Genomic DNA, 15,521 nt, shown 5'->3' with positions numbered 1-15,521 from the left:
TTAGATTTTTTTACAATTTCAATAATACATATTTTAATTTTTTTAATATTAATTATTACTAAATAAGTAAACGTGATAAAAACTAACTGCATATATAGATTTATTATGCTTTTTATCCAGTAAATAAAGGATAATTATATTTTATAACCATTAAATGTTATTAAATTATTAAATATGGTCTTAAGTCTTACTATTTAAAAAATAGACATTTTAAAATAATTTTATATTAATACTATATAAATGATTGCTGGTCAACATTTATACTATATATTACTTTCGATATATGTTATAAATATTGCCCATTAATAAATCTAATATTTAGTTCTTTTAAGTAGGTTATATTTATATATAATAAACAATACAACTATATATTAGTTTATTTAGTAATACGACCCTTTGTAAATATTTAGTATAGATATTGTTTCAACATTGAATAATGTTTAAATTTTTATAGATAATGTTGTCAAATTAGTAACAATTTAGTAATAGTTTATAAGTATATATGTCCCTTTAAAAGGGTTTTAGACAATCCTCCGAGGTGTCATAAGTGGGTTCTCATGACATGATGTTTATAAATCCTACAATTATTAGGTCTTTAAACAAGAGTAAACTTCGAAAAAGAATAGTGTATTTCCTATATGATGTTCATCCGCACGGGACTTACTTATCTGAATTATCTCGAAGAGTTAAATCAGATCCGAGTAACGTATTAGGTTGCTTAAAAGGTATGGGAAATCGGTACAATGGCAGTTCTTCGCTTATTGAATTAGGTTTAGTATCTTGCGATGGAAGAGAAGGTATGAAAATATATCAAATGACGGAATATGGAAAGACTGTTGTAGAATATTTAAAAGATTATGATTCTTCTGATAAATGGTGAAATCATGGATAGATTTGATTATACAAGCGATTTAGAAGATGGTAAGATGAATACAGAAGTTGGGTACTATAACGATATTTCAATAATAGAGGAAGAAGAATACATGAAGAATTTTAGATGCATGGATTATGCAGTAGAATATCTAAATAATGAATTATTGGGCACATTTTTTAGGCAAGGTTTAAAATTCGGAATATACAAAATAATAGACTTACATATGCCTACAAAAGAAAATTTGCTTTCCATGCTAGAATATCCAAATAAAGATTTTATATTGAAATATGTAAATACCGCAGTTAGTTTAGGGCTTATCAGAGAGAATTACGATGATAATACCTTAGAATTAAATAATGAATTTAAGTATTCATCTATTCACCCAAAATACCAAGATTTAATGGATGATTATATTGCACAATACGACTTCAGAACAAGTCTATTTCAATATGCTTTAATAGGTTATAATCATCCTGAGATACTATTAAACTTTAAAAAAGATGCAGATATATGGGATATGTTATTAAATACTGAATTTATGGATATAACAAGAACTGCAGCTTTTGAAGTATTAGATATCAAAAAAGGAGATTATATCTTAGATGTAGGTTGTGGTTCTCGCTCTCCATTATACTTTAGCTCAAAAGTAGCACCAAATGGTCAATACATGGGTGTAGATATATCTAAAAAGCTAATTAAAATGGCAGAAAGTAGATTAGAACGAAATGGAATCGAATGTGCAAAATTAAAAACATTAGATTTTAGCGAAACCATACCTAAAACTAAATACGACAGCGTAATTTGTACACATACACTTAGTTATGCAAAATCTCCAAGATTATTCTTGAGAAAAATGATGGATTCATTAAAAAAGAATGGAAAATTAATAATAATTGAAGAATTCTTTAAAGATTCAGCAAATGTTAGCATAGAATTATTTGAATTCTACCAAAGCTTAAATAAATACTTTATAGGGTATTTATCAAGGTCTGAAATTATAGATACCTTGGAATTATTAGGTTATGGATTCAAATATAAATTCTTGGGAAATTGCGGATTATTAATTGAAAAAATTAATTAAATTATTTTTTTATTTTGATATTCATTTTCTTAATCATTTAGCTATCATTTAATGTAGCTGTTTTGAAATTTCATTAATGATATTACATATTTCATCTAAATCTCTTATAGAGATATGATTTAAATCTAATTTTTTTATTTCTAAAACGACTCCGTCTTTTAGTATCCTATTTTTATTCGGACATTTTGTAACTAGTGATTTACCATTTGATAATTTAATATGTTCATTTATCTGTTTTGAAAATTTATTTGGATTTTTTGAATTAATAAATAATGAAATACCCTCTTCGTTTAAAAATTCAGAATGATTTATCTTTCCCTTTATATACATACAATATTCCACATATTTTTGATATGTTTCTTTTGCATTTAATGCTTCGTACATTATTGAACCATAGATATTTGGAATTTTATAAGTCTTTAATATTTTTTTAGCATTATTTTTTATCTCTTTTGAGTGTTCTGCGTCGTCTATTAATTTCATGAAATCACTTGAAAGACCGAAAAAACCCCCGTACTCGCAGTTTATAATCTTTGGAGAGCCTGTAGAACATACTATTAAATCGCCATAACCACAATTACCACCAACTTTTCCAGAAATATCTTCAAAGAGTATAACATTATATTCTTTGCATAATTCGGCTATTTCTTTTATTTTTTGACTTTGTAAGTACCCTGCAGATGAGGTAATGAATAAAACATTCAATATATCTTTTGGAATTGATTCATTACTTTGCCCATAAACCAGGTTTTCAAAAAATGTTTTTAAATACTTTGGATTTATTACGCCGTCTTCAGTTTTCAAACTAATTATATCAAAACCCAATAGTTCAGAATAATTTTTAAAACCATTCCACGCCCCCATATCCGGTATTATAGCATTCACACAATTTTCAAGGTTTGAATTTTTAGAATTATAAAAATTTAAGATATTACACGCCATGTATATAGAAGCATCTCCCGATGGCAAATAATGTATATGATAATTATTTTTAAGAATTGAATTAATAACTAACGAAGTTTCTTGTTCATTCCCTTCTTTTAAAACCAGTGCCTCCATGCACGGTTTTCTATATGGTAATACTATCATTAAAATCTCCTCAACTAATTTAAATCTTTAATAAATGATACATTATTCCAAAAGCTATTACAAATATGATTAATAAATACAATATTAACGTTCAAGGTATTAACTTATTTATTTGGTAGGACGTATATTTAGATTAATTATATATATTAGTTTTTTTAATATGTATTATTAGTTTAATATAATATCTTGAATATTGAATTAATTAGCATATAGAATATTATAATATAATATATATTTAAACAATTATGAAAATTCAAATTATACTAAAAGACATATTAAAATCATTTAATTAAAATAATAATGATGGCGAATAGCGATAGTGATATTATGGACCCAAAAATAAGTTACTTTCAAACTTTTCTACATGCTGCAAAAACTAAAAGCTTCTCAAAAGCCGCTAAAAGATTAGGCGTTACGCAAGGTACCGTTAGTAATCATATATCCGTGCTTGAAAAGTTTTTTGATGCGCAATTATTTTTAAGAACTCCCGAAGGGGTTGATTTAACCGTTGAAGGAACTATATTATTAGAAAATGCGGAAAAAGTTTTAGAATTCATTAATAACTCAAAACAGCAAATGAAAATGTTACATGAAAACCCTGAAGGTATTATTAGGATTGCTGCAAGTACCACACCAGGTGAATACTTAATACCAAGTATTATAAAAGAGTATAAAAAAGAATACAAAGACGTTAACTTTGAAATTCAAATTACAGACTCAGAAAAATGTTTCAAATTGCTCGAGGAAAGAAACGTTGATATTATCGCAGTTGGAAACATATATGATAAGAATTACGATAACATCGTTATAGGAAAAGATAGGTTAGTTTTAGTAGTGCCTAATGACCATTCCTTAGCTAAAAAACCAATCGCAAAATTATCCGATGTATTAAAAGAAGATTACGTCGATAGGGAAGTTGGTTCAGGAACTCGTGAAATACTAATAGATGCATTGAATAAAAAAGGATATTCAATGATGGATTTACATACAGTTATGAGTTTAGGAAGTACGTCATCTATTATCACGGCTGTTTCCGAAGGTTACGGAGTAAGTATTATTTCAGAAATTCCTGCGAAAAAATCAGCAGAAGCTGGCTTTTTAAAAATAGTTCCAATAGAAGACTTAGACCTTACAAGATACTTGTACTTAGTTAGAGGTAAAAGACCTAAAAACCCTAGTGCTATAAAATCATTCTGGGATTTTGTAAAAGGAGATTAAATTAAATAAAATAGTCAAATTAATTAATCATACACGTTATAAATTAGAATAAAAATGCAATAACTCTAATTTATGCTATTTATTTTTTTTAATATGTATTTGATATTTTTAATAGAGTATTTAAATTAAAAACAAAACATTAGATACATATAGTTATTTACATATAGTTAGTAAAATATAATAAAAAATGTTTAAAATTAATTATGTTTAAAATTAAATTGATATTAAATTGATATTAAATTTATTAATTAAATCTAACTTCTAAATATTTTTAGAGATATTATTTAAAAAAATAGTGGTGAGCAAATGTTTAAAGCAGTTTGTGATGCAAAAGACTTCAAAAAAATAATCAATGCTACAAGTAACTTAGTAGATGAAATATGTTTCGAAGTAGATGAAGAAGGAATTAAGGCAAGTGCTATGGACCCTTCACACGTGGCTTTAGTCAGTTTAAACATTCCTAAAACCGTATTTTCAGAGTACATTAGTGGAATACACGATTTAGGTATAGACTTAGAGGCCTTAAAAAAGATAATGGCAAGGTCTAAAAGTAATGATACAATAATTATGGAATATGATGAAGAAAAAAATAAATTGCTTACTACGTTTAAAAACAATGTTACAAGAAACTTCTCAATGGCGTTGTACGACATTTCATCAAATAATTTAAAAGTTCCAGACATAGAGTACCCAAACAAAGTATCTATCAAAGCAGGTGCATTTGTAGAAGCTTTAAAGGACTCAGAATTGGTAAACGACCATATTATCTTAAGCGTTAATTCAAGTGATAATCAATTTGTAATATCTTCAAAAGGAGATTTAAACTACAGCGAAACAATATTCTCACTTTCAAAATCGGAAACAGAAGTTGTAAGTTCAGAAGAGAATGAAGGAGCTGTGGAAAGCGAAGAAGTTATAAACAATGTAATGGTTGAATATAAAGTATTGGAAAACTCAAAGAGTACTTTCAATCTTGCATACTTAAAAGATATAACAAAGTCTACTGCATCAGAAGATATTTTAGACATATACTTAGGCGAAGATATGCCTGTTAAAGTAGAATATAATATTGGTGGCGCTAAATTAGTATTTTTACTTGCACCAAGAATTGAATCTTAATTGAAGTTATATTAATTAAATACTTCAATTAAAACTTTAGTATCTAATTAGGAATAATAGTATGAGTAAGAATTTAGTAATAAATAATAACTAAAATAAGTGAAAATATGTATAATAAAGCTAAAAATGCTTTTTTTGATGAAATAGCATCTCCAAAATTGCTTAAAATATCAGAAAGTCTTTATTCAGATATTAAACAATATGTGGAAAGCATTTCTAAAAAAGATAATATCAACGATTTAGATGTAAAAAAAATCAATCGTGTAAAATACTATTCGTCTTCGTTATTAAAGGTAAGATTATATAAAATTATTATTTTAAATGAAAACCCTGAATTATTAATTGAAGATGAAAAGGAAATTTATAAGATTATTAACAATCTTATAGATACCACTTTATGTAGTGACAACTCTGATTTTTTAACCAACTTTGAAAATATTATAGATGCTTCTGTTAAAAATTATGACCCAAATAGTGCAAAAAGTATGCAAATTAAGGTCAAAAATACCGCATTGCAAGATGATAGTGTATCAAATGGTTCTAACGAGTTATCCAGAAATTTAAAAGAAAATTTAGAAAAATTAACTGAAAATTTTGAAAAAAATGAACTTAAAAAGGATTATTCTTCAAATTTAGACTCTGATTTTCAAGATAATGTTTTTAAAAATATAGATGATGAAATACCAAAAGTTATAAATACTGAAAGAGATATTCATATTGTAAGAGTCAATCACAAGTTTCCATATTTTACAGATGGAAATTGTGTTTATGGTTTAAATAAAAATGATTTAATTTCTTTAGATGGGAGATTTTCAAAAATTTTAGAGAAACACAAAATAGTGGAACAGGTGACTATTTATGAAAATGAAAAAGAAAATTAAAAGATATTGTCCATACTGTAAAAAACACACCGTTCATACAGTAGAAAGAGCTAAAAAGAGAAAAGCAAGTGAATTGAGAAGAGGTCAAAGGTTATTCAGAAGAGTAACTGCAGGTTACGGGGGTTACCCAAGACCATTACCTGGTGGAGCAAAACCAATTAAAAAATTGGATTTAAGATACAAATGTGCAGAATGTGGAAAAATGCACACAAGAAGCAACGGTGGATTCAGAGCTAGAATGTTTGAATTAGTTGAATAAGTAAATTCAACATATTTCTACATTTAATTTTTAATAGATAGTGAAATAAAGGTGAGAAACATGGAATTAATACCAAGACCAAAAAGCAGATTTTTAAAAGTACAATGTACAGATTGCAACAACCAACAAGTTTTATTTGGTTGCCCATCAACAGTTGTTAAATGTACAGCATGCGGTAAAACAATTGCAGAACCTAAAGCTTCAAAAGGTTCAATAAAAGCTAAAATACTCGAAGTATTACAATAAATTATACGTTCGTATAATATTTGTAATCATAAAACTCTTCTTTTTTAATCATTAAAATTTAACATTGTTTTATAATCATTTATTCTATTATGAAAATTATTGTATAACTTTATATATTATACATTAATATTATATTGATATAGTATAATTTTAATTTTGTAATTTGTAATCAATTGTTAAATTTATATTATTACTTATTTATTTCGGAAAATACATATCATAAAATAATAAGTTAAAAATAGAAAAGAAAAAGAAAAAAGAAAAAGAAAAGTAGCTTAACTTTTTTTAGAATATATTATAAAATTTAAGGTGTAATATCATGAAATCTAATTTTCCAGAAGAAGGCGATATTGTAATAGGAAATGTAAGTGACGTTAAATCATTTGGTGCATTTGTTGAATTATTAGAATACCCTAAAAAAGAGGGTATGGTACACATCTCTGAAGTTTCATCAGGTTGGATTAAAAACATAAGAGATCACATTAAAAAAGGACAAAGAGTCGTTGCAAAGGTTGTAAGAGTAAATCCTAATAAAAATCAGATTGATTTATCATTAAAAAGAGTTACAGACCAGCAGAAAAGAGCAAAAGTTCAAGAATGGAAAAGATTCCAAAGAGCTGAAAAATTATTACAATTTGCATCAGAAAAACTTGGTAAATCTTTAGAAGATGCTTGGAAAGAAGTAGGATACACAATTGAAGAAGAATTCGGAGAATTATATGTTGCGTTTGAATCCTTAGTTATTGAAGGAGAAGAAGCTTTTGAAGATATGGATATCTCAAAAGAGTGGACAGAAGAATTATATAAGATTGCAAAAGAGAACATCGAACTCTCAAATGTTAAAGTAGATGGTATGTTATCACTTTCAACTACAGAACCAGATGGAATAAAAGTAATTAAAAAAGTAATTAAAAAAGCAATAAAAGCTAATCCTTACGAAGATGTTCAAGTTGACGTTTCCTACATTGGGGCTCCAAAATATAGAATCGAAGTAATTGCGCCAGATTATAAAAGCGGTGAAGAAGTCTTAAGAAGTGTAGCTAATGAAGCTATGAACGATATTGTTAAATATGCTGACGGAAAAGGCGACTTTATAAGAATTGAAGAATAATTATGTATATAATTACGTAATATACTCACAAAGGTGAGATGATGCAATTAAAAAAATGCACACTATGTGGAGAATATACTATGCAAAATGTCTGCAAGTGCGGTGGTAAAGCAATAACAGTTAAACCGCCTAGATATTCGCCATTGGATAAATACGGAACATATAGAAGAGCTTTAAAATTTAAAGATAGAGCCAACTTAAACGAATAATAAAGTAATAAAAATAAAATTAACAAAATAATCAAATATTTTATTACAATCCAATTTCCTATTTTTTAGAATTATATATTTTTTAACTTAGTTCAGATGCTTTGATAAAATCAAATAACTAATGTTAAATAAGTTAACTACCAAAATAATTAAAAATTCAATTGAACATTAAAAATTGAAACTTTTGATTTTAAATCGTTATAACTTTAAATTTATGATATACTTTAAACTTTTGTAATATTTTGTGATATAATGAGTGATATATTTGAATTAAGATTAAATTCTGGAAAATTACTTGAAGAAAACAAAAAAGTTCATGAAATAGGCGTTATTGCAATGGGTTCGTATCTAGAAAATCATGGTTCGGCATTGCCAATCGATACAGATATTAAAATAGCGTCTTACGTGGCTTTTAATGTTGCATTGAAAACGGGTGTAAAATTTTTAGGAACCGTTTGTACATCTACAGAGTATGATTATGTTAAACATGGCATACATAACTCCTTAGAAGATATAATTTCTGAATTGGAAGATATAATCATCAAATATTCAAAAATAGGAATAAATAAATTGTTAATAATTAATTGCCACGGCGGTAATTCAGACATTTCCAAAAAAATAGATTTTTTAAAGGATAATATCAAAAAAAGACTTGAAAATAGTTACAGTAAAGAATTAGATATGGATTCAGATGTAGATGTAGATTTAGAATACCTTAAAAAAATAAAACATAATTTTAAAGATTATGGAAATATTGAAAAATTAAAAATTGATGTAAAGTCCTTTGGATATATTCACGCATATAGTGAAGAATTATCGATTGGAAAGTATATCGGAATCTATGAAGAGAAAAAAATGAATAAACATAACCCTTTGAACTATGAAGAAATAGGAATGGTTGGATTAGTAGAGGCACGTCAAAATAATAAATATATTAATGAAGAAGCTGAAATGGTTGAAAATAAACCTGCAATCGTAGATGCTAATTATGGTAAAGAATTAACCGATAAAATGATTAAAGAAAGTATTTATTGTATTAAAGAATTTTTAAAGGAATAGTAAAATAACAATTAGATAAACATAATAATAAAGCTTAAAATAAAGTTTAATCTAATTTCAAATGTAAATTAATATATAATAAGACATCGCAATAAATTATAATTCTAAGATAAATAGTCTAATTAGTATTTGGTGATAGTATGGTATGGGAAAATTCTCCTTCGCACATTTGTAGAGGCGGAGATTTTAGGGGTCTTGCATTTTGTTGCCCTCCGGTTAAATATTGTCCATTGCATAAAGCAATCGAAGTTCTTGGAATAACCCCCGACGAATTTTCAAAGATTAAAGAAGATTTTGGAAAAAAAACAAGGCTCGGAGAAGGTAAGAACACCTGTTTTGGTAGCTTAGTTTGGTGCTGTAAAATAACAAAACCTTGTCCATTTAGAGATAGTGAAATGCTAAAAATAGGAATGGGCGAAGATGAGTACATGGAATTAAAACAAAAGCTTTCTGAAGAAATTTTGAAAAATTCCAAAGTTATTCAAGCTACAATTGAAAAATTTGCTGAAAAAGGAATCCCAAAAGAAGTTGCTGAAAAAGCTATACTCGAAACAGGCGATTTAGTTGAAGCATATAAGGAAGCTCAAAAAATCGTTGCAGTTAGTGAAAACAAATAATATAATAAAATACAGAATATAAAAAATAATATATTAATAAAAAAATTATTACTAATATATTAAATGCTAATATATTAAAAATTAATTCTTTTTTTAATACCTTCGTATAAATCAATAGAATTTCCATTTAAAAATGCTGACATCGTGTATATAACTCCAGGAGGCATTATTTCTATTGCGGAACCTTTTTTAACATAGTATACATTGTCAAACGCAAGTAATCCACCATATATCATTCCTGCAATTTTTTTAAGGTCTTTAACCTCTTTTAAAGTAATAATTACTACGGGGTCGTCAGTAGTAATACCAGAATAACCTATACCATGAATTTCCTTAGGCGTATTTGAAACGCTTGAGGAGCAATCGTAACCATACCTTTTACCTATTTCTTCCACAAATAAAGCTACTTCATCTACAAAGCTCTCGCCACAATACGTATCAAAAGATATTATTATAGAATCCCCATATTGTGACTCGGTTTTAGCAATTGCATAAGAAACGCCCTCATCGGCATCCTCAGGAGTAATTGAAACTCCGTTTAAATCGTCATAACTTTCTGCATATTTGTGTAATAATTTAAATACTGATTGATTAACTTCATTTACAAGACCTTCAGGGACTTGCGACGTTATTACTATATCATCGCCGGTTATATTTGTAATAGTTGATTTTACGCCCATATCTTTAAATAAAGTTGTTAATTCCCTATTTATCTTTGAATTAACTTCCGGATTAGTGCCTACATCATTTGAAGAGATATCTACGCTTATAGAAGATATGTAGTTTACCATAAATTCACTTCCATAATTTGAATTATGCTTATATCTTAAACTATGCTTATAATCGTAATATACTTACAATTGAATTGAATTGAATTGTAAAATTTTTAATATGATTATTATGTTTCATTTAATATATAATGTCTAAGATTTAAATCTAAAATAAAATTAAAAAATTAAAAAAACTAAATTTTAAAATTTCTAGAAATTTCATTCATTGATGTATATACGCCCAATCTTCGAATTTTCTCATTCATTGTATGGGTGGTATCTTCATTAAACTTTTTTAAAACATAGCTATCATATTTAAATTCAACATCTGTTTTTGCATCAACCAATACGAGACCTTCTGCGGGCCCGATTTGCGAACCTACCTTAATTTCAGGATTGAAAACCTTTTTCATATATTCTTCGATTTCTTCGTTAGTCATGTTTGAAATACCGATTTTTGAGATTAAACCGATAATTTTTCTAATCATATTCCATAAAAAGCTCTTTCCATAGATATCTAAGGTTATAAAATACTTATCATCTGAAACTTTTATATCATAAATTGTTCTTACTGGGTCTCGGTTTTTCTTCTTATCCCTCTTGGATAGGTTATGAAAAGAATGAGTTCCAATTAAGCATTCTGAAACTTTTAAAACCCTGTTTAAATCATGAAAATTACCATATATGTCAACTTTTGGTAAGATATATCTATAATGCCTATGTTTCACTTCCGGAAAGCTATCTATTTTCTGATATCCCAAAACCCATATGCCAGAATCATTACATCTTGAATAAATATGCGATAATATGGGCTCTTTATCTAAATCATAAATTACAAAATTTCCTAGTGCTGAAACACCTAAGTCCGTTCGACCCCCATAATATAGGGGTTTCTTAAATTTTGACAAGTAACCACAATCTACTAAAATATTTGTTAAAACGTCACATACTGTTTTTTCATGAGGTTGTAATTGAAAACTATATCTTCCATCATATGCTACTTTAAATATGTACATAATATCTCCAATTAATTTAATTTCAATATATTATTAAGATTTAATTTTGTGATAATAGCAATAGAATATATCTAATTATTAACCGATAGAATAGATATATTATAATTAGTATATACAATATAATTATTATCAAATATCGTATTCTACATATAAAGTACTGATTTATTAAATTATCTTTTATGAAAATAAATCTAAAAAAGGTGTAATTTTGAAATATTTACTTATAGACCCCAAAATATCAGGTATTTCCGGAGATATGTTAATAAATTCACTTTTGGATTTAACAGAACGATATGACCTTATAGAAGACGTCGTATCTAAAATAAATGAGTTAGAAAATTGTAAATGTATATCTGTAGATATTTTAAATATGAAAAAATTAGGAATAATGTCAAAATACATGGAAATTTTAATAGATGAAAAAAAGTTTGGTAATCCAGAAATGCTTAAAAAATGTGTCTTAAAAGTATGTGAAAAATTGAATATGACCGATGAAAGCATTTCAACTTGTGAAAACATTGTTGATGATTTAATACTTGCTGAAAAAAATATACATGGCGATAATTTCCATTTGCACGAAGTAGCTTCTTTAGATACCGTTTTAGATATCGTAGGTAGTATATATATCTTGGAAAAGTGTGAATATCCATTAAATCAAATAATATCAACGTACCCGGTTTTAGGGAATGGCTATGTAAATATAGACCATGGAATATTGCCAGTTCCGGTCCCTGCAGTTTTAGAAATACTTAAAAAACATAATGCACCATTTCAAAGACTTCAAACCCCAAAAAACGATAATTTAGAGGAAATAGAAGTAGGCGAGCTTACAACACCAACCGGAATAGCCATATTATGCAATATAACCTCGGAATTTTGTGAAAGTTACCCTTCTTCTAAAATTTTAAAAATAGGATATGGTGCAGGTACTAAAGACTTAAAAAATACCCCAAATATATTAAGAATTTTAGAAATTAGTAATTTGGACTTTGAAAATATTTCAGAAGAAAAAATGGCACTATTGGAAACTAATGTAGATGATATATCAGGGGAAATTATTGGACATGTGATTAACAAAGTAATGGAAGAAGGTGCTTCTGATGTCTTTGTAACGCCCGTTATCGGTAAAAAAAATAGACCTGCAAATAAGATAACAATCATTTGTAAATACGCAGAATTTGAAAAATACACAAAACTTTTGATGGAAGAGACTGGTACATTAGGAATCAGAATAACCGAATTTAATAGATATGTTGCAGATAGAAAATTACTACATATGTTAGTAGAACTTAACGACAGAAAATTTAGAATAAATGTGAAATATTCGTACATAAACAATAAATTAGTGAATATAAAACCAGAATATGAAGATTTAAAAAGAATATCTGAAGAACTAGAAATTCCATTAAGAAAAGTTTCTGAAATTGTAAAAAAACAATTTGATGAAAAAAGATTATTTTAAATATATATATATATATATATATATATTAATCTTTTAAATATTTTTAATATTATTAATATTATTAATTTTAACTATTTTTATGCTATAATTTTAAGTAATTACCAAACTTTTAAATCAATTCCTTCGATTAATACCCTATCCCCTTCGGCTTCTACAACTACGCCACTATGTACTTTTTGCATCATGCAATGCGTAGGGATAAACTTCACAGTTTTTCCAACTTCGGGCATTTTACCTTTTGAAACCATGCCCTCGAAAGCCATTATAAGAGCTACGCCTACATTAACATAGTCCTTTTTCTCACCGGTTACTCTATGACATGGTCCTTCGATATGTATAACGTGCATGCCATGTGAAATATCTATTATCTTAGCAAAATGAGGTAAAGGGCATGCTAAGGGTCTATATTGGATATAGTCGCCTATTTTTAAATCTTTGGCAAGTGGACTTGTAATTAATAGAGTTTCCCTACAAGAATGTTCATTTTTAAGTGGGTCTAATAAAAAATCTGCTTCGTAACCATCGATTAATCCAGTAAGCTCCCCATTAGTAGAACAGCAACCATTTCCCCTAGTTTCAGATTTTTTAATATTTTTCGCTATTAAATCTTTATTTTGATTTAATAAACTAGTTAATTCTTCGAAATTAGATTTAAAATCATCTTTTAAAAGAAATGGGCATTTTTTGATATCATCACCCAATAAAACACTTTCAGTAAATGAATCACATCTTTTAAAACCACAAGCTCCACAGTTGTAATTAGGTAATAATTCGTTAATCATAGATTCCAAAGTTTTTTTATCCGAATTAGTCATATTTTCACCATTTAATAAAAAATATTAAAATTTATAAATATTATTCTCCCACATACTTTGTAAATCCATCTATTCTTCTTAAAACTCCCCTATGATACTTTTTAGCAATTCTTGTTTCACCTACACATAAAGTACATACGGAAAGTGGTGCATTATGTCTTAAAAGTTCATTTTCCAAATCAGTTATGTCTTTAGCTTCGGTTATTTCTTCTGCTATTTCCGCACAACCTTGACCACTTAATCCATTTACGTCATAAATAGTACAGTTTGGATTCATTTCGAGCACTCGCTCCCTAAAAACTTCTCTTTCAGCTTGTGAGATTATATCCCCTTTTGTAATTGCTACAACATCCGCACTTGTTAAAAATGGTCCAACCTTTCTAGGGGTATTTGGACCTGATGTAGCATCTATTACACAAACACCTAAACTGTTTTTAGTATATGGTGCACAACGGTGGCATAAACCTGCGGTTTCAATAATTAAGGTATCCGTATTTTGCTCCTTAGCCCATTCTACCATTTCTTCAATATTGTAGATGGCAAAATGGTCAGGACACATATCTTTACTAAGACCAATTAAAGTTGGAACTCCTAATTTACCATATCGTACATCGTCATCAGTATATAAACAGTCTATCTTGATAACTGCGGTTTTTTTACCTTTCTTTTGCAATTGTTTAATTGTGTGAGTCATTACAGATGTTTTCCCAGCTCCTGGCGTACCTGCTACAATAACTACTTTCATAAATTCACCCAAATATATTTTATATATTAAATTATTGATTAATATTGTAAAATTATTTTAAAATTAGCTTTAAAAATATAAATTATATAATTAATTTATTTAATATTTAATACATAATTAGCATGTTTTACAAGTATTTTGAATATCCCCAATACTTAATTTCTCACCATGCCTTACTTTTTCACGCATTGAAAGCATCCAACCATCTAAATCATTTAATCGTTTTGAAACTTCTTTTTCCTCGTCTGACGTCTCAATTATTTCAGTCATGGCTCCATTTTTCATTACAACTCGCCTATTAGTCATTAATGCCAAAACAGGGTCGTGAGTAATTACCATTACAATTTTACCATAGCCTGCGAGTAATTCTAAAGCTTCGTGCTTTTTAATTCCTGCGTTTTCAATTTCGTCAATTAATACGATAGGAGAATCACTAATAACTGCTACATCGGCAACCATTAAACTTCTTGATTGTCCCCCACTCAATATTGTAAGGTTATAATCTTTTTTAATTGGTTCTCCGGTTAAATTATTTGCAAGTTCTATTACTTTATCAACTAAACCTTCAGAATTTATCCCTCTACTTTTTGCATGCATTATTAAAAACTCCTCAACAGTCATATCTGCTAAAAAGTTCATATTTTGAGATAATTGAGCAATTCTTCTTTTTCTAGGGTCTCTTCTCATGTCTGAACTTGGAACTTCGTTGTTAATCATTATTTTCCTGCCCGAAACGGTATCCCCTTGTGATAATTGTTCAATGTCACTAATTAGGTTTGATTTACCGCTACCTGTGGGACCAACTACTCCAAAAATTTCTCCTTTTTTTACAATTAATTCCTTGACGTTTTCAGGATTTCCGCACTTATCCACGCCACCGATTATTTTAATTTCTGTGATTTCCATAACTTCACCATCCACATATAAGAAAGTAAAATCTCATTGATTTA

18 protein-coding genes are annotated in these 15,521 nt (G+C 27.7%); 12 read left to right on the top strand and 6 right to left on the bottom strand.

Annotation, left to right across the window (positions count from 1 at the left end; all coding sequences use genetic code 11):
* Positions 1 to 562: 562 nt before the first annotated feature.
* Both M2325_RS00285 and M2325_RS00280 read left to right on the top strand, forming a co-directional pair.
* On the top strand, positions 563 to 880 hold the full coding sequence (locus M2325_RS00285) for a helix-turn-helix domain-containing protein (protein WP_209590791.1): 318 nt from the start codon (positions 563 to 565) through the stop codon (positions 878 to 880).
* Between the two features lie 4 nt (positions 881 to 884).
* A complete protein-coding gene (locus tag M2325_RS00280) occupies positions 885 to 1,955 on the top strand; it encodes a methyltransferase domain-containing protein (RefSeq protein ID WP_245314067.1) in 1,071 nt (356 codons plus the stop codon).
* A gap of 48 nt (positions 1,956 to 2,003) precedes the next feature.
* Here M2325_RS00280 and M2325_RS00275 read toward each other — a convergent pair whose 3' ends face one another.
* The gene (locus tag M2325_RS00275; RefSeq protein ID WP_259050504.1) at positions 2,004 to 3,044 is read right to left on the bottom strand and encodes a hypothetical protein; all 1,041 of its coding nucleotides are present in this window, start codon (positions 3,042 to 3,044) and stop codon (positions 2,004 to 2,006) included.
* Between the two features lie 327 nt (positions 3,045 to 3,371).
* Here M2325_RS00275 and M2325_RS00270 point away from each other — a divergent pair, with 327 nt between their 5' ends.
* The 9 genes from M2325_RS00270 (at position 3,372) to M2325_RS00230 (ending at position 9,763) form a co-directional block, all read left to right on the top strand.
* Complete coding sequence (locus M2325_RS00270) at positions 3,372 to 4,262, top strand: selenium metabolism-associated LysR family transcriptional regulator (protein WP_209590045.1); 891 nt, start codon at positions 3,372 to 3,374, stop codon at positions 4,260 to 4,262.
* A 306-nt stretch (positions 4,263 to 4,568) separates the two neighbouring features.
* Complete coding sequence (locus tag M2325_RS00265; RefSeq protein WP_209590044.1) at positions 4,569 to 5,381, top strand: DNA polymerase sliding clamp; 813 nt, start codon at positions 4,569 to 4,571, stop codon at positions 5,379 to 5,381.
* Positions 5,382 to 5,488: 107 nt separating this feature from the next.
* Entirely contained in the window at positions 5,489 to 6,262 is a 774-nt protein-coding gene (locus M2325_RS00260) for a DNA replication complex GINS family protein (protein WP_259050502.1), read from the top strand.
* The gene (locus M2325_RS00255; RefSeq protein WP_013180702.1) at positions 6,240 to 6,521 is read left to right on the top strand and encodes a 50S ribosomal protein L44e; all 282 of its coding nucleotides are present in this window, start codon (positions 6,240 to 6,242) and stop codon (positions 6,519 to 6,521) included. Before M2325_RS00260 ends, M2325_RS00255 begins: the two co-directional genes overlap by 23 nt.
* A gap of 60 nt (positions 6,522 to 6,581) precedes the next feature.
* Entirely contained in the window at positions 6,582 to 6,767 is a 186-nt protein-coding gene (locus M2325_RS00250; protein WP_013180703.1) for a 30S ribosomal protein S27e, read from the top strand.
* Positions 6,768 to 7,086: 319 nt separating this feature from the next.
* On the top strand, positions 7,087 to 7,878 hold the full coding sequence (locus M2325_RS00245) for a translation initiation factor IF-2 subunit alpha (RefSeq protein WP_209590042.1): 792 nt from the start codon (positions 7,087 to 7,089) through the stop codon (positions 7,876 to 7,878).
* A gap of 41 nt (positions 7,879 to 7,919) precedes the next feature.
* A complete protein-coding gene (locus M2325_RS00240; protein ID WP_209590041.1) occupies positions 7,920 to 8,087 on the top strand; it encodes a nucleolar RNA-binding Nop10p family protein in 168 nt (55 codons plus the stop codon).
* 252 nt (positions 8,088 to 8,339) lie between these two features.
* Positions 8,340 to 9,146, top strand: coding sequence for a 2-amino-5-formylamino-6-ribosylaminopyrimidin-4(3H)-one 5'-monophosphate deformylase (gene arfB / locus M2325_RS00235; RefSeq protein WP_259050500.1), 807 nt, complete (start codon positions 8,340 to 8,342; stop codon positions 9,144 to 9,146).
* A 140-nt stretch (positions 9,147 to 9,286) separates the two neighbouring features.
* Positions 9,287 to 9,763, top strand: coding sequence for a methanogenesis marker 9 domain-containing protein (locus M2325_RS00230; RefSeq protein ID WP_209590039.1), 477 nt, complete (start codon positions 9,287 to 9,289; stop codon positions 9,761 to 9,763).
* Between the two features lie 74 nt (positions 9,764 to 9,837).
* Here M2325_RS00230 and M2325_RS00225 read toward each other — a convergent pair whose 3' ends face one another.
* Complete coding sequence (locus tag M2325_RS00225) at positions 9,838 to 10,554, bottom strand: hypothetical protein (RefSeq protein WP_209590038.1); 717 nt, start codon at positions 10,552 to 10,554, stop codon at positions 9,838 to 9,840.
* Between the two features lie 173 nt (positions 10,555 to 10,727).
* On the bottom strand, positions 10,728 to 11,549 hold the full coding sequence (gene truA, locus M2325_RS00220; RefSeq protein WP_259050491.1) for a tRNA pseudouridine(38-40) synthase TruA: 822 nt from the start codon (positions 11,547 to 11,549) through the stop codon (positions 10,728 to 10,730).
* A 208-nt stretch (positions 11,550 to 11,757) separates the two neighbouring features.
* On the opposite strand from truA, the gene larC reads away from it, so the two are divergent.
* A complete protein-coding gene (larC, locus tag M2325_RS00215) occupies positions 11,758 to 13,011 on the top strand; it encodes a nickel pincer cofactor biosynthesis protein LarC (protein WP_209590036.1) in 1,254 nt (417 codons plus the stop codon).
* A 98-nt stretch (positions 13,012 to 13,109) separates the two neighbouring features.
* On the opposite strand, the gene M2325_RS00210 is transcribed toward larC, so the two are convergent.
* From M2325_RS00210 to M2325_RS00200, 3 genes are all read right to left on the bottom strand, one after another.
* A complete protein-coding gene (locus M2325_RS00210) occupies positions 13,110 to 13,826 on the bottom strand; it encodes a (Fe-S)-binding protein (protein ID WP_259050489.1) in 717 nt (238 codons plus the stop codon).
* A gap of 40 nt (positions 13,827 to 13,866) precedes the next feature.
* Positions 13,867 to 14,571 (bottom strand): GTP-binding protein, encoded by a 705-nt coding sequence (locus M2325_RS00205; protein ID WP_209590034.1) that lies wholly within the window; start codon positions 14,569 to 14,571, stop codon positions 13,867 to 13,869.
* Positions 14,572 to 14,688: 117 nt separating this feature from the next.
* A complete protein-coding gene (locus M2325_RS00200) occupies positions 14,689 to 15,477 on the bottom strand; it encodes an ATP-binding cassette domain-containing protein (protein ID WP_209590033.1) in 789 nt (262 codons plus the stop codon).
* Between the last annotated feature and the right edge of the window lie 44 nt (positions 15,478 to 15,521).

The organism is Methanococcus voltae PS, from assembly GCF_024807035.1.
GTDB classification, from domain to species: Archaea; AGJL01; Methanococci; order Methanococcales; family Methanococcaceae; genus Methanococcus; species Methanococcus voltae.
Note: the sequence above shows the minus strand (reverse complement) of the source record. Positions and strands in the feature narration are given on the sequence as shown.

What these genes read in the sequence shown, in the direction of transcription:
- M2325_RS00200 (WP_209590033.1), bottom strand. Translation starts at nt 15,477, where the DNA reads ATGGAAATCACAGAAATTAAAATAATCGGTGGCGTGGATAAGTGCGGA.
- M2325_RS00240 (WP_209590041.1), top strand. Translation starts at nt 7,920, where the DNA reads ATGCAATTAAAAAAATGCACACTATGTGGAGAATATACTATGCAAAAT.
- M2325_RS00225 (WP_209590038.1), bottom strand. Translation starts at nt 10,554, where the DNA reads ATGGTAAACTACATATCTTCTATAAGCGTAGATATCTCTTCAAATGAT.
- M2325_RS00270 (WP_209590045.1), top strand. Translation starts at nt 3,372, where the DNA reads ATGGACCCAAAAATAAGTTACTTTCAAACTTTTCTACATGCTGCAAAA.
- M2325_RS00205 (WP_209590034.1), bottom strand. Translation starts at nt 14,571, where the DNA reads ATGAAAGTAGTTATTGTAGCAGGTACGCCAGGAGCTGGGAAAACATCT.
- M2325_RS00260 (WP_259050502.1), top strand. Translation starts at nt 5,489, where the DNA reads ATGTATAATAAAGCTAAAAATGCTTTTTTTGATGAAATAGCATCTCCA.
- M2325_RS00230 (WP_209590039.1), top strand. Translation starts at nt 9,287, where the DNA reads ATGGTATGGGAAAATTCTCCTTCGCACATTTGTAGAGGCGGAGATTTT.
- M2325_RS00280 (WP_245314067.1), top strand. Translation starts at nt 885, where the DNA reads ATGGATAGATTTGATTATACAAGCGATTTAGAAGATGGTAAGATGAAT.
- truA (WP_259050491.1), bottom strand. Translation starts at nt 11,549, where the DNA reads ATGTACATATTTAAAGTAGCATATGATGGAAGATATAGTTTTCAATTA.
- M2325_RS00265 (WP_209590044.1), top strand. Translation starts at nt 4,569, where the DNA reads ATGTTTAAAGCAGTTTGTGATGCAAAAGACTTCAAAAAAATAATCAAT.
- M2325_RS00255 (WP_013180702.1), top strand. Translation starts at nt 6,240, where the DNA reads ATGAAAATGAAAAAGAAAATTAAAAGATATTGTCCATACTGTAAAAAA.
- arfB (WP_259050500.1), top strand. Translation starts at nt 8,340, where the DNA reads ATGAGTGATATATTTGAATTAAGATTAAATTCTGGAAAATTACTTGAA.
- M2325_RS00275 (WP_259050504.1), bottom strand. Translation starts at nt 3,044, where the DNA reads ATGATAGTATTACCATATAGAAAACCGTGCATGGAGGCACTGGTTTTA.
- M2325_RS00210 (WP_259050489.1), bottom strand. Translation starts at nt 13,826, where the DNA reads ATGACTAATTCGGATAAAAAAACTTTGGAATCTATGATTAACGAATTA.
- M2325_RS00285 (WP_209590791.1), top strand. Translation starts at nt 563, where the DNA reads ATGATGTTTATAAATCCTACAATTATTAGGTCTTTAAACAAGAGTAAA.
- M2325_RS00250 (WP_013180703.1), top strand. Translation starts at nt 6,582, where the DNA reads ATGGAATTAATACCAAGACCAAAAAGCAGATTTTTAAAAGTACAATGT.
- M2325_RS00245 (WP_209590042.1), top strand. Translation starts at nt 7,087, where the DNA reads ATGAAATCTAATTTTCCAGAAGAAGGCGATATTGTAATAGGAAATGTA.